The following is a 22,619-nucleotide window of genomic DNA, read 5'->3' on the forward strand; positions in this document are numbered from 1 at the left end:
TATATATGATTTGTTAGAGGTATATTTGCCTTAAATATAATTTTAGTACTGGAGAAAAAATTGCTCGATGGTACTCAAAATATACTAAAATTATAGATAGAACAGAAGGAAAAATATAATTATGATTTTCTAATATTAAGAAAGCTAAAAGTATAATTAAATATATAAATAATAAAAAAATAAGTTAAAAAACGATTATAAAGATTATTTTTTGAAATTATCTTCGAATCGTGTCGAAGTATAAAGCTATAATATAGAGATAACTTACATTTATTAGGTGAAATGTGGTAATAATTTATAAAATATGGTATTATATATATTGTTTATTAAATAATATATTTTATTTTATATTTTATGTGGGATTAGGGTGAAAAGAATGGGTAATTTAGTTAATTTTTGTATGAAAGATTCTAAATTAGAACGAGATTGTTTAGACGAGGTAGTTCCATTAGATGACTTGTTGAACAAAGATAAGTCAGGGACGGGGGTTTATAGTTTCCCTAATTTAGAGCTAATTAAATCAAATAAATTTTATAAAGATATATTAGAAAATATAAGTATTAAAAGAGCAGGATACTTAAAGATGTCACTTCAAGAAATTATGAATGTAAAGGAAGAAGATATTATATTAACTCTAATAAAAGGTGCTATAAAAAGCGGAAAAACACAGATATCTCAAGAGTTTATTTATAAAAATAAGAATGGTTATACAGATTATTTAAAGTGTGTAGTTACTCCTGTAAAGGAAGAAAACTCACTAATTTTTTTGATAATAACACTTTTCAATGTAACAGAAAGTGCTGTTGAAAAAGAGAATTTAAAAAAAGAAATTTTAAAATTAAAGGAGGAGAATTCAAAATTAAAGGAAGAAAATATAAAACTAAGTGAAGAGTTTTTTAAATATAAAAACGTAGTTGAAAATATGACTGATGGTTTAATTTTTCTTGATAAAGAGGGAAAAGTTGAATTTTTAAATGGAGCAGCTGAAGAATTTTTCTATGAACCAGATAAGTTAGACGTATTAGGGCAAACCCTTGATAACACTAGGTATTATGATTTAAATGGAAATACATTAGAAATAAATGAACTACCATCTGCAAGGGCTTTAAAGGGAGAAAATATAACTAGCATGAGGGTTGTATCTGAAAGACCAGATAAAACTATCAAAACAGATATAAGTTGTAATCCTTTGTATAATCAGAATAATGAGATAGTTGGAGCAATAACAAGTATTAGATGCCTAAATGATTCATTGAGAGTTGAAAATTGCTTGAAAAAGCAAAGAGACAATTTTTATAATATTATAAATAGTTTAGATTTGCTTATATGTAGATTTTCATATCCAGATTTTAAAGTAATACATTATAATAAAAAAGTAAAAGAAGAAATAATATATTCAAATGAAAATATTTACTCAAAGTTTTTACAAATTTCATGTAATGATAGAGAAACATTAGATAAAGAGCAAAAAAATAATGCTATGATTAGTGGAAGTAATATTAAAGTGGTACTAAGTGGAAAAGAGAGATATATAGAAACTTTTTATCAATATATTTTTGATGTTGACGGAGAAATTAAGGAAGTTATAAAAGTTGGAATAGATATAACGGATAAGGTAAGCCATCAACAAGAGTTAGAAGAAATATTAAAAACACAAGAGGAATTTTTTTCATTTATTGCTCATGAGTTTAGAACTCCATTAACAGTTATGAGTTCTACAACTCAATTGTTAAATTTAGTTTATAGAAAAGATTTACCTGAAAAAGTTGTAGGTTATATTGATAAAATAAATTTAAGTACACTACAGCAGTTAAGACTTGTAAATAACCTTTTAGATATAACAAGAGCTGATGCTGGTTATTTAAATGTAAATTTACGTAATTATGATATTGTAAGTATGTCTAAAGCAATTACTGAATCTGTTAGAAGCTTTGCTGTGCGAAAGGATATTAATCTTGAGTTTACTTGTAATATTGATAAAAAAATCATAGCTGTTGATGATGAAAAATATGAAAGAATATTGCTTAATTTATTATCAAATGCAATTAAATTTACTAAAAATGGTAAGACTGTAAAGGTAGAATTAGATTCTAATGATAGATTTACTAATATTAATGTTAAAGATGAGGGTGTAGGTATTCCAAAAGAAAAGCAAGATGTTATTTTTAACAGGTTTGGACAAGTAAATAATGATTTAACAAGAAAGTCAGAAGGAACAGGAATAGGATTATGCCTAGTTCGGCTTCTTATAAATTCTATGGGCGGAAGAATAGAACTAACAAGTCAATTAGGAAAAGGCAGTACTTTTACTATCATACTTCCTAATAAAGTTATTTCAACTGATACTAAAGTAGTAGATATGAATCTTATGGACAATAGATTAGTTCAAACTATGGATATGGAATTTTCCAACATATATCTCGACTAAATAAAAATAGCCAAAATTTTTGGCTATTTTTATTTAGTACATAATTTTTTATATTTTTTGTAACCTATAACAGATGCACCGATTGCTCCGGCATATTGGCTTAATTCACCAGTTATAACTTTAAAATTTAAATACTCACTTAATATTTCTTTAAACGAATTTGAAGTGGCAAGGCCACCTGTGAAAAACACATCGTTTTCTAATTTTAATCTTCTAGCAAAATTTGCAGTCCTTTTAGCAATTGAATGAATAACTCCTAAGGCTATATCACCTCTATCAACATCTTGAGATAAAAGACTGATGATTTCACTTTCGGCAAAAACTGTACACATACTGGAAATATTTACTTTATTCTTATTCTTAACAAATTCATCTATGTTTTTGATATCTTCTTCAAGAATACGCATCATTACTTCTATAAATCGTCCAGTACCTGCAGCACACTTATCATTCATAATAAAATCTATAACGTTTAATGAATTATCAAGCTTTATTACTTTACAATCTTGTCCACCTAAATCTATAATGATTCTAGTTTTTTCATTTAAAAAAGCTGCTCCTTGTGCATGACAAGTTATTTCTGTGACCTTTTTATCAGCTTCTTTTAATAAATCTCTTCCATAGCCAGTAGTAATAGTATATTTAACATTTTCATTAAAAAGATTATTATAGACTAAATAAATACTTTCCTTTGGCTTAGCAGAAGTTCTTATTTTATAGGTTTTAATTATTTTTTTACCATCAAATAAAGCTCCTTTTGTATATGTTGAACCTGAGTCAATTCCTAAAGTGTAAATACTCATAAATGTTACCTATAACATTTCAATAAATGCTGCCATTCTTGTATTTAATTGTCCAATATCGCTATTAGAAAAATCAGTTTCCATACTCATATAAGGGATGTCTTTTTTTGTGTTTACAAATCTCTTAATTGATAATGTTTCAACATTATAAGTATGGCAGGCAGTTAAAATTACGTCAACTACAGCATCCACTTTATATTCATCTATCATTTTATCAAGAAGTTTAATACGATTTGGGTTAGGAGTCATACAAGAGCAACCAATGGATAAATATTTCTTTGCTAATGCATCATATATATCTGGATTATCTTCATCAACTAAATCTTCAACAGCTTTTGCACCGCTACAATTCTCAAAAGCAACTACATAAGCGCCGTTATCTTCTATAGCTTTAATAACTTTTTCTGTTGCTGTTCCAAGAGGGCAGCCAGTTATTAAAATTCTAGGTTTAGATTTATATTTTTTTGTATTTTTATATTCAGTTTTAATTTTATCAACTAATTCATTTAATTGTTTTGGGATAGCTTCTTTATCAAAAGCAAAGGTTGTCCCATTTAAAACTTTAAAAATATCTGTTCCAGTTACAGGTACAGGATCTAGCTTTCCTAGTTCATAAAATTCTTTAAGAGCCTTTCTTTCATTATTCTTTATTTTTATAGCTTTTCTTATATTTTCTTCAGATATACTAACGTTAAATTGTTTTTCTAAAGTATTTTTTAGCTTTATAATTTCATTTTTCCAAAGCTTAAATCCATCTTCACTTTGAGAATTTGGAAGCTCCATAACATGAACAGGTTTAAATTCAGAAAGATATTCATACATCTTTTTCTTACCATCACAAGTTGTTTCTCCAACTACTAAATCAGAGAAATAGAAGAAAGGACATTTATCTGTTTTACCAAATCCATAACTAGATTTTATTAATGGACATAAATTACGTGGTAAGTCTTGCTCAGCATCTGGTATAGTTTCATCTGAAGATGCACATAAAGATACTGTTGAAGCACCCATTGCTAAAGCTATTTCTTGAGGGAAATAGGTACAAAATACTCCTATAAGAGGTATATCCTTTTCTTTTTGTTCCTTTGCCGTAATAAATGAATTCCTTCTAATTTCCCCAAAGGTTTCAAAAATTTCTGGCAGTTCTTTTTGTAGTTTCATAAATCTCAATCTCCTTTTATAATGTTAATAAATATTAAGTAAACAAGTAAAATGTGTTTACAATATATTTTTTATAGAATTTAAAAATGAGAAATTATATCTTTAATATATTGTATATTAATATTTTAACACGGAAGTATATTACAGAAAACGATTTAATAAAGTTTTATTTATTGCAACATGAATTTTGAATAATTTGCATGAAAGGGTTTGGATATAAGAATCTAATGTTAAGTAATGTGAGAGTCTATAGGTGTACTATATTAATAGAATAGTTTTATGATAACAGATAGATTAAATTATGATATGTTATAAATGGAAATATTTTTATAAAATGATATAATTGTATTGTTTGGAGGGATACTAAATGGATGAAAAAACAAATGTAATGCGAATTTTAGATAAGAAGAAGATTAAATATAATAGTTACTCTTACGTAGATACTGATGCAATAAGTGGGGTAGAGGTTGCAAAAGTATTAGGCCAAGATCCTGAACAGGTTTTTAAAACCCTTGTAACAGTTGGGAAATCAAAAAATTATTATGTATTTGTAATACCTGTGGAAAAAGAATTGAATTTGAAAAAAGCAGCAAAAAGTGTTGGTGAAAAATCTATTGAAATGATAAAGTCAAAAGAATTATTACCATTAACAGGTTACATTCATGGGGGATGCTCACCTATCGGAATGAAAAAATCTTTTGTTACTACAATTGATATATCAGTTGAAAAACTTGAAACATTTATTTTTAGTGCTGGTAAAATAGGATACCAAGTAGAGTTAAGTTTAGATGAACTTAAAAAAGTTATTAGGCTTCAATTAGCTGATGTACTGTAAATAGTTTTACTATCAGCATTAACATAAATTAATTATATTATCTTTGATAATATATAGTTTTCAATATATTAGATATATACAACCTAAGAAATATTATAAAACTCCACCAAATTTCAATTAATTGGATGGAGTTTTAGATATTATACTATAAAATTTTAATTTCTTGTAATATCAGAATCAAATAAAAAGTTTTTAATTATTACCTAATCCTTTGATCCAATCAAAAAATTGAGAAAAAAAGTTTCCTATTGCATCAAAAAGGCCTTGGAAGAATCCACTATCTTGAATATCCTTACCAGAGTTTTTAAGGGCTTCTGAAATTTGATTACTTATGTTTTTTAAAGTTTCCTTAACATTATCATAATCAATATCTAAATCATTTATATTAACCATTAAAGCTTTTATTTGGTCTTTTTGTTCATCTGATATTTCAACTGTATAATTATTTGTAATATTTTCAACTATTTTTGAAATCTCCTCACTATTTTTTGGAGCTTCTTTTATAACTTTTGTTTTAACATCATTAATAACTTTAGCAGCTTCATCATATCCAATTTCTTCACCTAGATCTGAAGTAGTTTCTATTTCTTCTTGAGCTGTCTTTTTATTTTTTAATGACAACTCTTCACCTTTAGCACTTTCAAAGCCTTTTAATATTCCTGACAATGCAGAAGTTCCTGTAACGTGAAAAGGTGAGCTTGCTTTTACCTCAGCATTAGTTACTCCAGATGTAACTAGAGCATTTGAAAGCATAAGTGGAGTAACTTCTGTTAAATTTTTAGCTGTTACTTGTATTCCACCAGAATTAGTAAGCTTAACATATGAAGAAGAATAACAGCCACCTTGATAATTAGATTGATCATTAGGATCAAGACCTAATTGCTTTATGATATCATCATTAGTTATTCTATCTACGCTGACTTCATTTTCTTTTACTCCAAATTCTTTTAACATTTGAGCTTCTTGTGCATCTGTTAAGTCGATACCTAAAGTTACTCTTTCATTATTTTGTGCTTGTACAGTAAAGCTAAATAATGAAAATGTAACAGTGCATGCTGTAATTAGCTTTAGTATATTTTTTTTCATAATAAAACTCCTTTATTTATATATAATTCCTTTACATTAATATTATTAAAGAAAGCAAAAAAATAGAAGGCTTTTAAGATTTATTTAAGAATTTACTAACGAAAAATTAAAATATAAGAAAGATATTAAATTAGTGATTATAGTACATATAGATCACAGCTATAATATTATATTTAAATAAAATTGTCGTATTAATATAAAAAAGAAGCCTAATTTAATTAGACTTCCTTTAACTTTAAAAGGCACCAGAATCTCCGCCACCACCACCTGAAAAGCCTCCTCCAGATGAAAAATCATTAAAACTATTGTTTCCAAAATCCATATTATTATTGAAATTTGAATCACTATTATGATTATTATTTGTTAAGTTGTGTATTTCATTAAATAAAAATACATTAGCCATATAAGAATTATAAAAAGTATGATTAAAATCATTATAATTAAGTGAATTTCCATTAAGGCTCGTTGGATCAATCTCCAAATCATAGTGGCTTATTCCAAGTGCAGGAGCGTATATTATAGATTCTTTTATATTGTCTATACTTTTACTTTGTATAAGTGATAATAAATATTTTTTATATGCAGACCATTTAAGATATTCATTATAAGCATCATTATTTAATACTTCTTTATCTTTAATATTTATATAGTAATTATGAGCTCTTCCGTTAAGTCTAATTTCATTTATAAAATCTAAGTAGGAATTATTAAATTTTTTAGTTGCTTTTTGGCTATTTTCAATTTTATTTTTTATGGATTCAAAAGTAAATTCATTATTACTATCTTCGTATTCCTTGAACCAATCCATTAATATTTTCAAATGTGAATATTCACACTCTGAGCTATCTTTTATTCTTTTAAACTTAACATTAATAAGTTTATCTTCATCAGATATATTACTATCTAGCATATAAAAACTTCTATTTGCAAGATACATTAATGTAGAGGGAACTATAGCCCAATCAATGTTATTTTTATCATATAAATATGCAACTAAAGTAGGACTTATATTAGAAGGTGGATATGGAAGTATATCCTCATGAACAAAAACAAAGTTTGATCTATATTCATTTAAAGCTTCATTGAAAATTCTTTTTGAACGTTTGTGTGAAAGATAAAATATTATAGCAATTAATAAAATCAATGAAGATGGAATTAAAATAGGTAATACCATATCAGAAGAATCTTTTTTGACATATCCATTTATATTATTATCTATAATATTCGAATTGTTATTATTTTCAATTGGTGAACTTGTAATTGGAGTTGTAAGAAAATCAGATTGAAATTTTAAATCAATACCTAAATCAGAAGTTAAGTTTTCACCAGTAATTTTAATTTTATCTGCTGAAGTTTCCGTATTAAAAGTCCCATCACCATAAACAGTGTAATATAAATTATTTGCATTGAAATTTGTTGAATTTAATTTTAGGTTTAGTTCAACATTATTAACTGGATTTTCTATTGAAGCTGTATAAAAGCTCCAATTTAAAGAACTAAAATCCTCATATTTTTTTGCAGCAGAGCTTACTAAATAACTAACTTTAAATTTCTTTTCTTCATTTATACTTTTAGAATAAATTTTTACTTGAACCTTATCATTAGTATTTATAATTTCATAACTGTTATTTGATTTATCACTCTTGTTTTCTAAATTATGTGATCCAGTAGAATCTTCAATAGCTACATTATTAATAGAATATCCATTAGATCCATTTAAATTTAGATTTAAGTAAATACCATTAAAATCTCCATTAAAACTATAAGTAAATTCATCATTTACTAAAACATCTCCATTATTTTGTATTTCGGCATTTATAAGTAGTTTATCAATTGAATAATACTTATTATCTGCAGAAACAGCAATTGGAATTGTTAATGAAAATAATAAGGTTAAAAAGAAAATTAGTTTTTTCATTATTTATACCTCCTTGTAAATATTAGAATAGCATATTATATGTATTTTCTCCATATTACTAAATAGTATTAAGATAAAATTAAAGTTCATATTGATTAACGTTTTCAATTGAATAAAAATATTATATAATGTATACATAATAACTATAAAGGAGAATATGTTTATGAAAAGAATATTTGAATTAACAACAAGTGATATTGAAGGTTTAAATAAAAATACTCTTAAGGAGATAATTAAGACTTCAGAAGGTAGAACTGTTATGTCAGAGACTATCGTTAGCTATACTCCATTTATAAGAGAAGTATCTAATTTAGAGCTTGCTGCAAGCTTTGGAGCAGATATGATAACTTTAAATACATTTAATTTTGAAAAACCTTTTATTTTTGGTATAGATGGTGGAACTAACTTACTTTCAATAGATAACTTGGATAAAATAGGAGATCAAATTAAAGATAACTTAAATAATAAAGATTATATAAAGAATATTAAAAAATTAATTGGTAGAATGATAGGAGTAAATTTAGAACCTGTACCAGAAGGAAGTACTTATGAAAGAGGATATACATTAAATAGAGAAAATCTTGAGAAGGTTAAAGAATATGGCTTTGATTATATAGTATTAACAGGAAATCCTAATACAGGTGTTACTGAAAAAACTATTTGTGAAGGAATAAAGCTTGCTAAGGAAATATTAGGTGATAGCACTTTGATAATAGCAGGAAAAATGCATGGAGCAGGTAGTGGAAATATATATGATGAAAATGCTATAAAAAGCTTTATAGATTGTGGGGCAGATGTTGTGTTAATACCAGCGCCAGGAACAGTGCCAGGATATGATTTAGAGTTAGCAAAGAAAATAATTACTCTTATTCATGAAAATGATGCACTTGCAATGACTACTATTGGTACATCACAAGAGGGTGCAAGCAAAAGTATAATAGAACAAATAGCTTTAAATTCTAAAATGGCAGGAGCTGATATTCAACATATTGGAGATTGTGGAACTTTTGGTATAGCATTACCTGAAAATATAATGGCACTTTCAGTTACAATAAGAGGAATTAGACATACTTATAGGAGAATGTCTCAATCAATATTAAGATAATATAAATATTAAATAAAGTAGACATCTCATAATATTAAAATGATGAGATGTCTTATTATTTATAAGATTATGTTGCAGAATAACTCTAAGGTTAAATATAGATATATAATTTAAAATTGCGTGAAGGTTTTTTGTTAACATAGTATAAATAGTTATCAAAATGATAACAAGTTCTCAAATTGATATTAAATTATACCGAAAAAACTGTTATTACTATTAAATATAATTTGGCATATTCATTGCTTATATATAATAATTAATGTAAAGAAAAGTTATATTATTTTAAATATAAGAAAGTGAAGTGAAGCTAATGTCATTACTAATAAAGAATGGAACAATTGTAACAGCAAGTGAAACATATATAGGTGATATATATATTGAAGATGGCATTATAAAAGAAATTAGTACTTGTATAAATAAAGAAGCAAATGAAGTAATTGATGCTAAGGGAAAATATGTAATACCAGGTGGGGTAGATGTTCATACTCATTTAAATTTAGATGTTGGAATTGCTGTAGCTAATGATGATTTTTATACAGGGACTGTTGCAGCTGCGTGTGGAGGTACAACTACAATAGTTGACCATATGGGCTTTGGTCCTAAAGGATGTAATTTAAAGCATCAAGTAGATGTATATCATGGATATGCAGATAATAATGCAGTAATAGATTATAGTTTTCATGGAGTAATTCAACATGTAAATGAAGAAATACTTAATGAAATGGAAAGCATAGTAAGGAATGAAGGGATACCAAGCTTTAAAGTTTATTTAACATATGATTATATGATAAATGATGATGAAGTATTAAAAGTACTAAATAGATTAAAAGAACTTAATGGAGTTACAACAGTTCATTGTGAAAATCATGGTAGTATAAAGGTATTAAAAGATTATTATGTGAAAAATGGGTTAAAAGCGCCTAAATATCATCCTTTAAGTAGGCCAGTAGAAGCAGAAGGTGAAGCTGTAAATAGAATGATAAATTTATCATCAATGGCAGGTGATGCACCTTTATATATAGTTCATTTATCTTCAAATTTAGGATTAAGCTATATAAAAATGGCAAGAGATAGAGGACAAAACATATATGCAGAAACATGTCCTCAATATTTAGTTTTGGAAGATAGTAAATATGACTTGAATAATAATGAAGGATTAAAATATATTATGAGTCCTCCTTTAAGAAAAGAAGAGGATATAAATGCTTTATGGAAGGGAATTAAGGATGGATATATACAAATTGTAGCAACAGATCATTGTCCTTTTGCTTTTAATAAAGATAAACAACTTGGAAAAGATGATTTTACAAAATGTCCAAATGGAGCGCCAGGAATTGAGGAAAGAATACCTTTGATTTTTTCAGAAGGAGTAATGAAAGGAAAAATCAACATTAACAAGTTTGTTGAAGTATGTTGTACAAATCCAGCTAAAATTTTTGGATTGTATCCTAAAAAAGGTTCAATACAAGTTGGTGCAGATGGCGACATAGTTATAATTGATCCAACCATAGAAAAAGAATTAACTATAAAAGATTTACATTCAAATGTTGATTATACTGCTTATGAGGGAATAAAAGTAAAGGGGTATCCTGTTTATACTATCTTGAGGGGAAATATTATAGTTAAGGATAATAACTTTATTGGAGAAAAAGGTAATGGTAGATTTATAAAAAGAGAAATTAAAGAGAAGTTATAATAAAAAATAGGAGATGTATTTAAAGCGTAGTATATAAAAATTATACTTTAAATATAACTCCTTTTTTTATTTTATATATTCAGTAACAAAATCAGTAAAAAGAATACCATCTAAATGATCTATTTCATGGCAAAAGCATTTAGCTAAATCTCCTGTACCTGTTAAAATGATTTTTTTGCCATATTCATTTAATGCTTGAACTGTTACCTTTGCAGGTCTTTTAAGCTTTCCCATCTATTTGGATAACTTAAGCAACCTTCAATAACTTCTTGAATTCCTTCTTTTTTAATTATTCTTGGATTTACAAGCTTTATAAGGCCTTGACCCATATCTATTACAACTAATCTTTTTAATATGCCAACTTGTGGAGCAGCTAACCCTCCACCATTTTCTGTATTATACATAGTATCAGCCATATCATTTAATATTTGTCTTATTTTATCATCGACAACCATAACTTCTTTACTTCTTTTTCTTAATATTTCATCACCAAACAATCTAATTTGCCTTAATGCCATTTAAATAACACCTCTACTTTGTTCAGATCTTGATTTTCTCTCATTTTCTTCAAAAAGGAAAACTTCTTCTATATTACTACGAAATACTTTAGCAATATCATAAGCTAACCAAATAGAGGGCTCAAATTTTTCAGTTTCAATAGCATTAATTGCTTGCCTTGAAACGCCTACAAGTTTTCCTAATTGCTCTTGTGTTAATCCTAAAGTTTCACGAAATTGTTTTAATTTATTTTTCATTAAATATCACTCATGTAATGTTTACATGCATTTCTAATTTAACATTTCTTTGGTTGTGTATCAAGCTAACCTTACATAAAATGTGTAAAAAGTAATTAGGATTTCTATTAAAAGTAGATTATTTTTCTATTATATAATTTCAAGAAGAGGAAAATTAAAATATGATTTATTAATATAAAGAAAATATCTTATAAATAAACTATGATTAAGGAATTTAGAAATAGAATACCAGTAGCTATGTAATATTTTTTATTTTATAGAATTATAGCCCATAATCAATATATAATAAAAATATATATTATTGAACAATTGTATTATATTGTTCCTAATATAAAAAGGGGAGAAGTTTTATGGATTTATTATTTATTACGGGTTGTGCTGTCGCAACAATATTCATTATTTACAATGTAATATGTTACAAAAATAAAAAAACTATCTACATGCTAAATAATAAATACTATATCACACAATTTATTTTTGGGTTAAGTAACTCATTTTCATTACTTATCTTTTACTTGGCGTGGAATAAAATTAGTAAAAATCCATCAATTTTTATTGTACTAACATCAACGATTTTTTGGGGATTAAACTATATATTAACATTTTATGCTAGAAAGAAAGGTTATATAGGTACTAAAGAGCAATCTTAATATATTACGATTTAGCAGTAAAAATGGACAAATTGATTTAGCTACTTTAACACATTTTCTTATCAATATTAGTTAAAACAGAATCCTAGAATTATATAAAATCATCAAATGGAGGAACAACTTATGAAGGTTATATTCATCAGTATAGAGGGAGTTCTTAATTTTATTATCTGAAGTATATGGACTAAATTTCTATATATTTAAACAGATTTTTTTCATAAAATATAAATCAAGGAATTTCTCTATAAATAATTTATAAGTTACTTATAAACTTTTAAAGGATAAATTATAATGATTACTAATATATTCTTGGTAAAACATGCATATTCTATATATGGTTCTGATGAATTAAATAGACTTTTATCTGAAGAAGGAATTAATGAATCAAAGAAAGTATTAGATTTATTAATAGATGAAAATATCACTAATATAATATCAAGCGCATATAAAAGAGCTATTCAAACAGTTGAGAAAGTAGGATATTATTTCAAAATAAATATAATAATAAATGATAAATTTAGAGAAAGAAGTATTTTTAACGGATATGTAGATGACTTCAATAAAGTTATTTCAAAATGATGGGAAGATTTCGAGTTTGCTTTAGATGGTGGAGAATCAAGTAGCATAGCTCAGAATAAGGGAATAGAGGAACTGAAAAATATTTTAAATAAATATAAGGGTGAAAATATTATAATAGGGACACATGGAAATATTATTATTCTTATAATGAATTACTGTGACAAAAAATATAATTATATTTTTTGAAAAATTTAAGTATGCCAGATATTTATAAATTGACTTTTCAATATGAAGAGCTCTCGAGTGTTGATCATATTTGGCATTAAATTATAAAATACAATAGAAGTACTTGCTTGATTAATGATGATAAAATATAAATTTAATTTTTCTAATAAATAGATTTATCTTAATATTATAAAGGGGGTCGCGTAACGCGACGTCCTTTATTTTATGGGAATTATAAAAAATATATTAAAAATTTTTACCAAGCTATTATTTTATAAAGTATTTAGAAAATAAGTTATATTGCCAGTTTAGGCTATAAATTATATAAAGCTTTTTTTATTTAAGTAAAGCTGGTAAAAAGTTTGAAAAGTGAGATGTTTACAAAGGTTTTATAGGCATGTATAATTTAAGAAAGGCTTAAAATCAATGGATTAACATTAACATGAGATGTATTTAAATATAGTAGAAATATCATAATTCAATGGCTCTTGAAGATTAACATTAACATGAGATGTATTTAAATTAAAAAGAAAAAAACCAATTAGGCAAATTGTAACCAGATTAACATTAACATGAGATGTATTTAAATACTATTGCTATAGCTTGTGCTTCTTTTTGCTTATAGGATTAACATTAACATGAGATGTATTTAAATCCACGTATTGAAATTTTTACAAAATCACCAGGAAGATTAACATTAACATGAGATGTATTTAAATATATCTTTTCTAATTTGATTTACATTTACTTTTCCTTGATTAACATTAACATGAGATGTATTTAAATGTAGCAACACAAACCAAAGAAGAAATAGAGCAACATGATTAACATTAACATGAGATGTATTTAAATTTCATTTTCAAAACAATTTCTTCGAATGCTTTCATAGATTAACATTAATATGAGATGTATTTAAATTGACTGCTATGGGATTGGAATGTTTCTCGCCTAGGATTAACATTAACATGAGATGTATTTAAATTAGTTTATATAATTCTTTTTGTTGGGATAATGGAGAGATTAACATGAGATGTATTTAAATTAAGTAGTAGCTTTTTTTTCTATCTATTCCATAACTTGATTAACATTAACATGAGATGTATTTAAATGGTGAATTTAAAACTTTAGTTGAAGCTTTAGGGGGAGATTAACATTAACATGAGATGTATTTAAATACAATTGTTTTATAATCATTAATTTTTAAAATATTAGATTAACATTAACATGAGATGTATTTAAATTGATTTGGACAGAATTGACTTAGTAAAAGAATTAGGGATTAACATTAACATGAGATGTATTTAAATGATGTAAGATTTAATCCAGCTTTAAATCGTATAAGATTAACATTAACATGAGATGTATTTAAATCCTTCCTACTCTTTACCAATCCTAGATTTACCTACGATTAACATTAACATGAGATGTATTTAAATAATTCAAGAAGATAAGACTCAAAAATATGTGCCTAGTGATTAACATTAACATGAGATGTATTTAAATTCGGAAAAATAAGTATCAAAGTTTTGTAAAGAATTTGATTAACATTAACATGAGATTTATTTAAATTTAAATACATTAACTACTCCACCGTTTGAACACGGTAGATTAACATTAACATGGGATGTATTTAACTCCTGTTATTTATCTGCCTTTCACATCCCCATATAGGATTAAGATTAGATGTATTTATAGATAGTCTTAACGGCAGCTATAATCATCATTATTAATATTTAAAACATAAGATTCGAATATGAAATATAATTAATAATTTAAAATGTTAGAATTTGAATAATAGATATATAAAGCATCTGTAATTGATAATTATGGGTGCTTTTAATTATTTTTATTACATTTTTATATTATTTAAAATATATGACGAAGCTATTAATAATGAAGAAGAAGGAGAAGAGCTATGAAAGTGAAAAAGAGATATAAAGAAAAAGATAAAATAAATACAGAATTAACTTTAGTTAACATAATAAATAATTATAATAAAGTCAAAATGAAAAGTGAAATGAAATAAAATAACTAAAAGATACATTATAATTTAGTTAATAGTAACATTTTATGTTTTTAAATTATATTTTAAAAAATATTAATTATTAACTTTGACATAGTTCTACATAATTGTTAATATTTACAATTATGTAGAATGGATGTAGAATTATTTTAGGAGGTGATGACATGAAAGTATATCAAATTCGAGTAAAAGTATATCTTTTACAAAATATAAATATAATCGACACGCAAACAGAAATAGCCAAATTTATTGATGGAGCTATGGCGAAGGATGAAAGATTTCTAGATTTACACCAAAGAAATGAATTTAAAAACTATTGTTTTGATTCATTTTATCCTACTGAGAATGATAAGGATTACAAAAGTGGGGGGATTTACACATTTACTCTGAGAACAGCAAAAGGCGATTTAGCTGATTTTCTTACTAAATCATTAGCTAATTATTTTAATAATTCCATAAAAGGATTAACTACAGAAGTGAAAATTATACCAAAGAAATTTATAGAAAAAATTTATACTTTGACTCCAATAATAATAAAAACTGAATCGGGATATTGGAAAGGAAATCTTTCTATAGATGGTTTTGAAAAAAGAATAAGAGAAAATCTTATTAAGAAATACAATGAAATTAATAATACAAAAATTGAAGAGGACTTTGAATTATATAATAGTATAGAATTTAAAAATAAAAAACCTATTTCAGTTAACTATAAAAATATTAAGTTGCTTGGAGATAAAATATCTATCAATATTTCAAGTAATCCAGTAGCACAAGAATTAGCCTATTTAAGCCTTGGAACAGGAGTTGGAGAGATGAATTCTAGGGGATTGGGATATGTAAACTATAGATATCTTTAATAAAGGAGGTGAAAATATGCTTAAGGAATGTTTAGAGATTTTTGAAAATGAACTTCATGAAAAAGGAGAAAATTTAATTTTAGATAGTTATATACCAGCAGACGGAACTTACATAGTAGTTTCTAAGATTAATAATAAGTTTCAAATAAAAGATGAGGCAATTAATATAAAGTACAATAAAAAGACAGATGAATTAGAAGGAAGAATGAATACCTTATATGAGGATATCTGTTTTTATGATTATAATAGTAAATTAGTGGATATGAATAAGCCTATTGATAAGAAGAAGATTATACAAAGTAATAATTACCTATCATTTTTTATAAAAAAAGACAGTTTAACAAATGGGAAATTAACAGTGGAAAGAATAGATCAATATTATGATACTTTAGCTAATCCTTATTTGAAATATACAGATTCAAAAACTAAAGAAATAGAGGAAGAGTTAGGTGAGATAGATCAAGATAATATTGAAGAAATTAGGAACTGGATTAAAGAAAATATATTTAATTTAAATATTGAAATTAAAGGTAAAGACTATTTAAAGATATTTTTTGAATTTCCAAGAGATTTATATGAAAAAGAAGGACGAAGATATTTAATTCCTAATATTTTTAATAGCAATGATTTTAATATTAAAATTAATAATGAGATAGTTGGACTTCCCAACAATAATATGGGATTAAACGCTAAGAAACCTTATCTTGAGAATAAAAGTAGAAAAAATACTATTCCTTATTTACTTAATAGTAAAGAAGTAAAACTACAAAAAAAATTTTTTGATTACCTTTTAAATTGTGCATCCGCAGGAAAAGTAAATATTTATTTAAATGATAAAGGAATTAAAGCACTGAAAAATTCTGAATTACCTGATGAAAGTTTTAATGGCATATTCCTTAGAATTAAAAAAGGTAAAGAAGCAGAAATTCATCTTTTTGATATTATTACAGGATATAATCCTGAAGTTAGGAAAAGTTTCATCTTAAAGGATATATGTAATATGGAAAATAAAGAGCTGATTAAAGAAAGTTATGGAGTTTTTAGAAGCAAGAAAATTATACAAGAAATTTTAGATAGTGTATTATTTTCAAAATACCTGAAGAATAATTATTTTACAGAGCCTGGAGAGATATCAATTAATGATGGGGTATTATTAAGTAGTTTATTAATATCAAGAAATGCAGTTTTTAATTGGTTATACAAGGGGAAAGAGAACGGTGTTTATACAATTTTAAATAAAGTATCACTAAATATAATAAAGGGATCTATTAATAAAGGATTTTTATCTAAATCAAAACACCAATTTAATTTAATGTGTTCAATTAATGAGTATTTTAATGGAGGTATAAATATGGCAGATAAGCTTAATGAAATAAGAAGAGATTTAAGAGAAAAGATTAATTTTTCTGAAACAAAATATATTTCATCAGATGAAGAATATTATTTTGCAGTGGGACAATTAATAAACTATTTATTATCAAAAAGTAAAGGGAAAAATAAACCACAATCTTTAGTTAATCCTTTTATTAATGCAAAGAATAATTTATTTATAAAAGAAAAGCTTTTAGCATTATATAAGAAATATAATTATGATATAGAAATTAAATCTAAAGCAAAGAGGTTTAATAATCTTTATACAATGATATTAGCCTATGAGCCATTGAGTGAAGTAAATCAAAATATGATAATTGCAGGCTACTTAAATAGCAGTTTAATATATGAGAAAAGCGAGGAGGAAAAATAAATGGATAAAAGAGTATATGGAGTAATAGGTATATCATCAATAATGGCAAATTGGAATGCAGATTTTTCAGGTTATCCAAAAACTACATCAGATGGAGAGACTTTTGGTAGTGATAAGGCGTTAAAATATCCTATGAAAAAAATGTGGGAAAATAATGGAGAAAAGGTACTTTATATAAAGTCAATGAAATTTTCAAAAGGTAAAAATGGAGAAGTAACACTTGTACCAAGATCACTTAAGGAAAGATATGAATATATATTTAATACAGGGGACTTAAAGGGATGTAAGGATAGTAAAGCTGTATTGACAAATCTTTTTAATTCTATTGATGTAAAAAATTTTGGAGCTACATTTGCAGAAGAAGGTAATAATATATCTATTACAGGAGCAGTGCAAATTGGGCAAGGATTTAACAAATATGATAGAACAAATCCAGAGGAACAACAAATCTTATCTCCATTTAGAGATGGATCTAAAGATAATATAAAACCAGATTCAGAAGAAGCTAAAAATTCTACTTTAGGAACTAAGATTGTAAGTAACGAAGCACATTATTTTTATCCATTCACGATTAATCCTTTAGCTTATAAGGGATATGAAGAGTTAGAAGTAACAGAAGGATACACAGAAGAAGATTATAGTAAATTTAAAAATGCAGCATTAGTTTCTGCAACATCCTTTGCTACAAATTCTAAGGTAGGATGTGAAAATGAATTTGCATTATTTGTGGAAACAGAAAAAGATTTATATATACCAAATCTTTCTGAATATATAACATTTATTAAAGGCGAAGATAAGAATATTATAAGGATAGAATGTTCAGATCTTATAAATGAATTAAGTAATAAAATAAAAAATGTAGAAGTGTACTATAATCCTTATACTACTAGCATTGAATGTGATATTAAAGGAGCTAAGATTTTTAATATATTTACACAAAAAGAGGTGTAGAATATGAAGGTTTTAAAGTTTAGATTAGATGGTAAAACAGCTTTCTTTAAGAAACCAGAAGTTAATAGTTATTATTACTTTACTTATGGAAACATTCATAAAGTAGCTTTACTTGGGATGTTTGGAGCAATTCTTGGATATGGAGGATATAATAAAGCAGCTTTAATGAAAAGTACTGATAAAAAATATTCTTATGATTATCCTGAATTTTATTGTAAGCTAAATAATTTAAAAGTTTCTATTGAGCCTATGAATGAATCAAGTATGATTAATAAAAAAATCCAAGTATTTAATAATTCAGTAGGATATGCCTCAAAGGAGCTCGGCGGTAATTTAATAGTAAAGGAGCAGTGGCTTGAAAATCCTGTATGGAATATATATATTATTATTGATAATGAAGAGGCTGTAAAGTTATCTGAGTATATTACAAATAAAAAAGCTATATACACACCTTATTTAGGAAAAAATGACCATTATGCAAATATATCTAATATTGAAGTACTTGATAATATAAAAGAAATATCAAAAGCTAAAAGAATAGATTCATTATGTCCTAAAGATAATATAAATTTTGATGTAGTAGATGAAGAAGACGATGAAGTTGATGATTTATTTAAGTATAATGAAAAGCTACCAATAGCTTTAGATAAGGATACTAACGGATATGTTTTATCAAGTTTTGTTTATAGCAATATGATAGTTAAGTCTTCAAATAATATTAAAGTATATGAAATTGAAGGTAAAAATATAGTTTTCTTTTAAATAAAAGAGAGGGGTAGCCCTCTCTTTAATATAGGAGGATATATGGAATATTTTAATAGTAAACAAATTATAGATATGTCAGGATTAATAAAAGATATAGATAAGTACTATGCTCATATTAATGAATCAAGAAATGAGTTACTTGAAGAGCATATAAGATTATGCAATGAATATTTCTTAAAAATAAATAGAACTAAAGAAATTTATAAAGTATTTGAAAAGCTTGAAAATATGTATTTAAAGGATTTTAGTGAAAAGGATAAAAAAATATATAGAATATTAATTATTAATACTATAAATTTTCATGACTTTGGAAAGATAAATCCTTTATTTCAAGAAAATAAAATGAATAATAAAATATGTAATGCAAAATCTTTTAACGAAATTGGTTCAAGACATTCAATTATTTCATCTGTACTATACGTAGATTATTTTTATAATGAAATATTAGATCTTGAGAAAGAAGAAAGAAAAGTATTATTTAAGTTTTTATTTTTGAATGCTTTCATAATATCAAGGCATCATAGTAATTTAGATAGTTTTGAAAATTTTATAGATAGATTTGATATTTATAAAGATGGAAATGCTGCAAAGTTTATAGAAGTATTTAATAAGGAGTATTTTTATTATTATAGAAAAGACTTTAGTGTGGACAGTAAGGAGTTATACAAAAAAGCAAAAAATGTAAAAATAAGATTGCTAAAACTTAATAAAAAAGAAGGAATTGGAATTTATATATATGTAAAACTATTATATTCATTGCTTGTAGCTTCAGATTTTTATTCAACTACAGAATTTATGAAGGATATAAAGCTAGAAGAATTTGGGGAAATTTCGAATATAGATGAGTTTTATAATATTTACAAGAGTACAGAGTTATACAATGATATAAGAAAATATGAGAAGGAAGGATATAAAAATAAAAGAGATTTATCTTCAGAAAAAAATATTAATATACTCAGAACAGAAATGTTTTTAGATGCTGAAAAAGAGTTAATTAATAATTTAGAAGATAATATTTATTTTTTAGAGGCACCAACAGGTAGTGGTAAGAGTAATGTAGCATTCAATTTAAGTTTTACGCTGGCAAAAGAAAATAAAGATATAAAAAAAATATATTATGTATATCCATTTAATACATTAGTAGAACAAAATATGAAGTCTCTAGAAAAAGTATTTGGTAAAAATAGTGAAGTATTTAGTAAAATATCTATAATTAATTCTATTACTCCAATAAAGACAGATGAAAGTAAAAATAATAATAACAACTTAGATGAAGATGAAGATGAAGGGTATGATGTTTATTCAAAAGCATTATTAAATAGACAATTTTTAAATTATCCAGTTATACTAACAACTCATGTCAGTATATTTAATACCATGTTTAATTTTACTAGGGAGTCAGCTTTTCCATTTCATCAATTAGTAAATAGCATAATTGTGTTAGATGAAATTCAAAGCTATAAAAATACTATTTGGACAGAGATAATAACATTTTTGAAAAGTTTTTCAGAAATATTAAATATGAAAGTAATAATAATGTCAGCAACTTTGCCAGATCTAAATTATCTTATTAGTTCTAATAAAAACACAATAAATTTAATTACAAATAGAGAAAAATACTTTAGTCATTCATTATTTAAAAATAGAGTAAAAGTAAATTATGATTTAATTGACAAGGATATTAACGAACTTTATGATCACTTAAAAGGTAATAGTCTAAAGTGTAAAAAAATACTTATAGAATTTATTAGAAAGCAAAGTGCATATGAGTTTTATAGAAAATTAAAAGACGATGAAGAAATAACATCTAGAGTAGAATTAATTACTGGTGATGATAATGCTATAGAGCGTGAAAGGATTATAGATATTGTATCAAGAACGGATAATGTAATATTAGTAGCTACACAAGTTATTGAAGCAGGAGTAGATATTGATATGGATATAGGATATAAAGATATTTCTAAACTAGATAGTGACGAGCAATTCATGGGTAGGATAAATAGATCATGTAAAAAAGAGGGAGAAGTTTATTTTTTTAATATTGATAGTACAACCAGCATTTATAAAAATGATTATAGAACAGGAACCCAATTTACACTAGTTAATGATTTGATGAGGGAAATACTTATTAATAAAGATTTTTATAATTATTATTTTCCTATATTAAATGAAATAAAAAAGAAAGATAAAAAGTTTAATGATGAAAATATTGATATATTCTTTAATGAAAAAGTTTCTTTATTAAATTTTCCAATTGTTATGAATCGAATGAAGCTTATAGAAGATGATACTTTAAGTAATTCTGTATTTTTATCTAGAGATATAGAATTAAATAATGGGCTTAAAATTAGTGGGGAAGATATATGGAATGATTATAAAAATCTATTAAATGCGAGAGAGATGGATTATTCAGAGAGAGAAGTAAAGTTATCAAAGGCAAGAGCAAATCTGAATTATTTTATTTATCAAGTGAAAAATTTTGATGTGCCTTACAATGAAAGAATAGGTGAATTATATAAAATTGAAAACGGTGAAGATTATTTTAAGGATGGTAAGATTAATAAAGAAAAATTAACAACAGGAATAGGAGATTTTATATAATGAAAGTCAATGGTACACTTATAAACTATTATTTTCATTGCAAAAGACAATGTTATCTTCATGGAAGTAGAATTAATCTAGAAGATAATAGTGAAGTAGTAAAGATAGGTAAGGCTATACATGAAGTAAAGCAGGAGTTAGCTAATAACACAGAATTAGCTATAGATAATATTAAAATAGATAAATTAACAAGTGAATACTTAGTTGAAATAAAAAAATCTGATGCTGATGTAGAGGCGGCTACTTGGTAATTACTTTATTATTTAAAGATACTTAAAGAAAAAGGAATAATACGAAAAGGCAAATTAGAATTTGTTGAGAAAAATAAATCTAAGAGTAAAATTATGTATATTGAATTAACTGATGAAAGACTTGACGAGTTAGAAATTTATATAAAGAATATAGAAATTTTATTAAGTAATGATAGTATTCCAGAAACAATAAATCAATCTAAATGTAAAAAGTGTGCTTATTATGAATATTGTTATGTATAGGAG

The 22,619-nt window shown here is 25.3% G+C and carries 16 protein-coding genes, 2 pseudogenes and 1 CRISPR repeat array; of the genes and pseudogenes, 12 read left to right on the plus strand and 6 right to left on the minus strand.

Going from position 1 to position 22,619, the window contains the following annotated elements:
* The first annotated feature begins 400 nt into the window (after nucleotides 1-400).
* Nucleotides 401-2,428: a PAS domain-containing sensor histidine kinase gene (locus tag J2Z25_RS12165; protein ID WP_209740782.1), complete on the plus strand. Its 2,028-nt coding sequence runs from the start codon at nucleotides 401-403 to the stop codon at nucleotides 2,426-2,428.
* 29 nt (nucleotides 2,429-2,457) lie between these two features.
* On the opposite strand, the gene J2Z25_RS12170 is transcribed toward J2Z25_RS12165, so the two are convergent.
* Entirely contained in the window at nucleotides 2,458-3,231 is a 774-nt protein-coding gene (locus tag J2Z25_RS12170; RefSeq protein ID WP_209740783.1) for an acyl-CoA dehydratase activase, read from the minus strand.
* A 9-nt stretch (nucleotides 3,232-3,240) separates the two neighbouring features.
* Complete coding sequence (locus J2Z25_RS12175) at nucleotides 3,241-4,392, minus strand: double-cubane-cluster-containing anaerobic reductase (protein ID WP_209740784.1); 1,152 nt, start codon at nucleotides 4,390-4,392, stop codon at nucleotides 3,241-3,243.
* A 367-nt stretch (nucleotides 4,393-4,759) separates the two neighbouring features.
* Here J2Z25_RS12175 and ybaK point away from each other — a divergent pair, with 367 nt between their 5' ends.
* Nucleotides 4,760-5,227 carry a Cys-tRNA(Pro) deacylase gene (ybaK, locus tag J2Z25_RS12180; RefSeq protein WP_209740785.1) on the plus strand — a complete coding sequence of 156 codons (468 nt, stop codon included), beginning with the start codon at nucleotides 4,760-4,762 and terminating at the stop codon, nucleotides 5,225-5,227.
* Between the two features lie 192 nt (nucleotides 5,228-5,419).
* Here the strand turns inward: ybaK and J2Z25_RS12185 are convergent, their stop codons facing one another.
* Complete coding sequence (locus J2Z25_RS12185; protein WP_209740786.1) at nucleotides 5,420-6,313, minus strand: DUF1002 domain-containing protein; 894 nt, start codon at nucleotides 6,311-6,313, stop codon at nucleotides 5,420-5,422.
* Nucleotides 6,314-6,548: 235 nt separating this feature from the next.
* On the minus strand, nucleotides 6,549-8,231 hold the full coding sequence (locus J2Z25_RS12190; RefSeq protein WP_209740787.1) for a DUF2207 domain-containing protein: 1,683 nt from the start codon (nucleotides 8,229-8,231) through the stop codon (nucleotides 6,549-6,551).
* 163 nt (nucleotides 8,232-8,394) lie between these two features.
* Here J2Z25_RS12190 and J2Z25_RS12195 point away from each other — a divergent pair, with 163 nt between their 5' ends.
* Both J2Z25_RS12195 and hydA read left to right on the plus strand, forming a co-directional pair.
* Nucleotides 8,395-9,336: a DUF7916 family protein gene (locus tag J2Z25_RS12195; protein WP_195954444.1), complete on the plus strand. Its 942-nt coding sequence runs from the start codon at nucleotides 8,395-8,397 to the stop codon at nucleotides 9,334-9,336.
* 310 nt (nucleotides 9,337-9,646) lie between these two features.
* Complete coding sequence (gene hydA, locus J2Z25_RS12200) at nucleotides 9,647-11,032, plus strand: dihydropyrimidinase (protein ID WP_209740788.1); 1,386 nt, start codon at nucleotides 9,647-9,649, stop codon at nucleotides 11,030-11,032.
* Between the two features lie 66 nt (nucleotides 11,033-11,098).
* Here hydA and def read toward each other — a convergent pair.
* Nucleotides 11,099-11,550: pseudogene (def, locus tag J2Z25_RS12205) on the minus strand (peptide deformylase).
* On the minus strand, nucleotides 11,551-11,787 hold the full coding sequence (locus tag J2Z25_RS12210; RefSeq protein WP_209740789.1) for a helix-turn-helix transcriptional regulator: 237 nt from the start codon (nucleotides 11,785-11,787) through the stop codon (nucleotides 11,551-11,553).
* A gap of 350 nt (nucleotides 11,788-12,137) precedes the next feature.
* On the opposite strand from J2Z25_RS12210, the gene J2Z25_RS12215 reads away from it, so the two are divergent.
* The 8 genes and pseudogenes from J2Z25_RS12215 to J2Z25_RS12250 all read left to right on the plus strand — a co-directional run bounded on the left by J2Z25_RS12215 (nucleotide 12,138) and on the right by J2Z25_RS12250 (nucleotide 22,616).
* A complete protein-coding gene (locus J2Z25_RS12215) occupies nucleotides 12,138-12,437 on the plus strand; it encodes a hypothetical protein (RefSeq protein WP_209740790.1) in 300 nt (99 codons plus the stop codon).
* Between the two features lie 291 nt (nucleotides 12,438-12,728).
* On the plus strand, nucleotides 12,729-13,016 hold the full coding sequence (locus J2Z25_RS18615) for a phosphoglycerate mutase family protein (protein WP_245173317.1): 288 nt from the start codon (nucleotides 12,729-12,731) through the stop codon (nucleotides 13,014-13,016).
* 594 nt (nucleotides 13,017-13,610) lie between these two features.
* Nucleotides 13,611-14,817: a CRISPR direct-repeat array (repeat unit 30 nt; unit sequence GATTAACATTAACATGAGATGTATTTAAAT).
* A gap of 551 nt (nucleotides 14,818-15,368) precedes the next feature.
* Nucleotides 15,369-16,061 (plus strand): CRISPR-associated endoribonuclease Cas6, encoded by a 693-nt coding sequence (gene cas6, locus J2Z25_RS12225; protein ID WP_209740791.1) that lies wholly within the window; start codon nucleotides 15,369-15,371, stop codon nucleotides 16,059-16,061.
* Nucleotides 16,062-16,077: 16 nt separating this feature from the next.
* Nucleotides 16,078-17,805 carry a type I-B CRISPR-associated protein Cas8b/Csh1 gene (locus J2Z25_RS12230; RefSeq protein WP_209740792.1) on the plus strand — a complete coding sequence of 576 codons (1,728 nt, stop codon included), beginning with the start codon at nucleotides 16,078-16,080 and terminating at the stop codon, nucleotides 17,803-17,805.
* Nucleotides 17,806-18,756: a type I CRISPR-associated protein Cas7 gene (locus J2Z25_RS12235; protein WP_209740793.1), complete on the plus strand. Its 951-nt coding sequence runs from the start codon at nucleotides 17,806-17,808 to the stop codon at nucleotides 18,754-18,756.
* Between the two features lie 3 nt (nucleotides 18,757-18,759).
* The gene (gene cas5b / locus J2Z25_RS12240) at nucleotides 18,760-19,518 is read left to right on the plus strand and encodes a type I-B CRISPR-associated protein Cas5b (protein ID WP_099346744.1); all 759 of its coding nucleotides are present in this window, start codon (nucleotides 18,760-18,762) and stop codon (nucleotides 19,516-19,518) included.
* A gap of 42 nt (nucleotides 19,519-19,560) precedes the next feature.
* A complete protein-coding gene (gene cas3, locus J2Z25_RS12245; RefSeq protein WP_245173324.1) occupies nucleotides 19,561-22,122 on the plus strand; it encodes a CRISPR-associated helicase Cas3' in 2,562 nt (853 codons plus the stop codon).
* A pseudogene (locus J2Z25_RS12250) lies at nucleotides 22,122-22,616 on the plus strand (CRISPR-associated protein Cas4). The gene cas3 and the pseudogene J2Z25_RS12250 overlap by 1 nt, the downstream one beginning before the upstream one ends.
* The last annotated feature ends 3 nt before the right edge of the window (nucleotides 22,617-22,619 follow it).

It is taken from the genome of Clostridium tertium (assembly GCF_017873245.1).
Lineage (GTDB): Bacteria > Bacillota > Clostridia > Clostridiales > Clostridiaceae > Clostridium > Clostridium tertium.

Coding starts and splice junctions, on each gene's coding strand:
- cas6 (WP_209740791.1), top strand. CDS start 15,369: ATGAAAGTATATCAAATTCGAGTAAAAGTATATCTTTTACAAAATATA.
- J2Z25_RS18615 (WP_245173317.1), top strand. CDS start 12,729: ATGATTACTAATATATTCTTGGTAAAACATGCATATTCTATATATGGT.
- J2Z25_RS12210 (WP_209740789.1), bottom strand. CDS start 11,787: ATGAAAAATAAATTAAAACAATTTCGTGAAACTTTAGGATTAACACAA.
- J2Z25_RS12230 (WP_209740792.1), top strand. CDS start 16,078: ATGCTTAAGGAATGTTTAGAGATTTTTGAAAATGAACTTCATGAAAAA.
- cas5b (WP_099346744.1), top strand. CDS start 18,760: ATGAAGGTTTTAAAGTTTAGATTAGATGGTAAAACAGCTTTCTTTAAG.
- J2Z25_RS12175 (WP_209740784.1), bottom strand. CDS start 4,392: ATGAAACTACAAAAAGAACTGCCAGAAATTTTTGAAACCTTTGGGGAA.
- J2Z25_RS12195 (WP_195954444.1), top strand. CDS start 8,395: ATGAAAAGAATATTTGAATTAACAACAAGTGATATTGAAGGTTTAAAT.
- J2Z25_RS12165 (WP_209740782.1), top strand. CDS start 401: ATGAAAGATTCTAAATTAGAACGAGATTGTTTAGACGAGGTAGTTCCA.
- J2Z25_RS12185 (WP_209740786.1), bottom strand. CDS start 6,313: ATGAAAAAAAATATACTAAAGCTAATTACAGCATGCACTGTTACATTT.
- hydA (WP_209740788.1), top strand. CDS start 9,647: ATGTCATTACTAATAAAGAATGGAACAATTGTAACAGCAAGTGAAACA.
- cas3 (WP_245173324.1), top strand. CDS start 19,561: ATGGAATATTTTAATAGTAAACAAATTATAGATATGTCAGGATTAATA.
- J2Z25_RS12190 (WP_209740787.1), bottom strand. CDS start 8,231: ATGAAAAAACTAATTTTCTTTTTAACCTTATTATTTTCATTAACAATT.
- J2Z25_RS12215 (WP_209740790.1), top strand. CDS start 12,138: ATGGATTTATTATTTATTACGGGTTGTGCTGTCGCAACAATATTCATT.
- J2Z25_RS12170 (WP_209740783.1), bottom strand. CDS start 3,231: ATGAGTATTTACACTTTAGGAATTGACTCAGGTTCAACATATACAAAA.
- ybaK (WP_209740785.1), top strand. CDS start 4,760: ATGGATGAAAAAACAAATGTAATGCGAATTTTAGATAAGAAGAAGATT.
- J2Z25_RS12235 (WP_209740793.1), top strand. CDS start 17,806: ATGGATAAAAGAGTATATGGAGTAATAGGTATATCATCAATAATGGCA.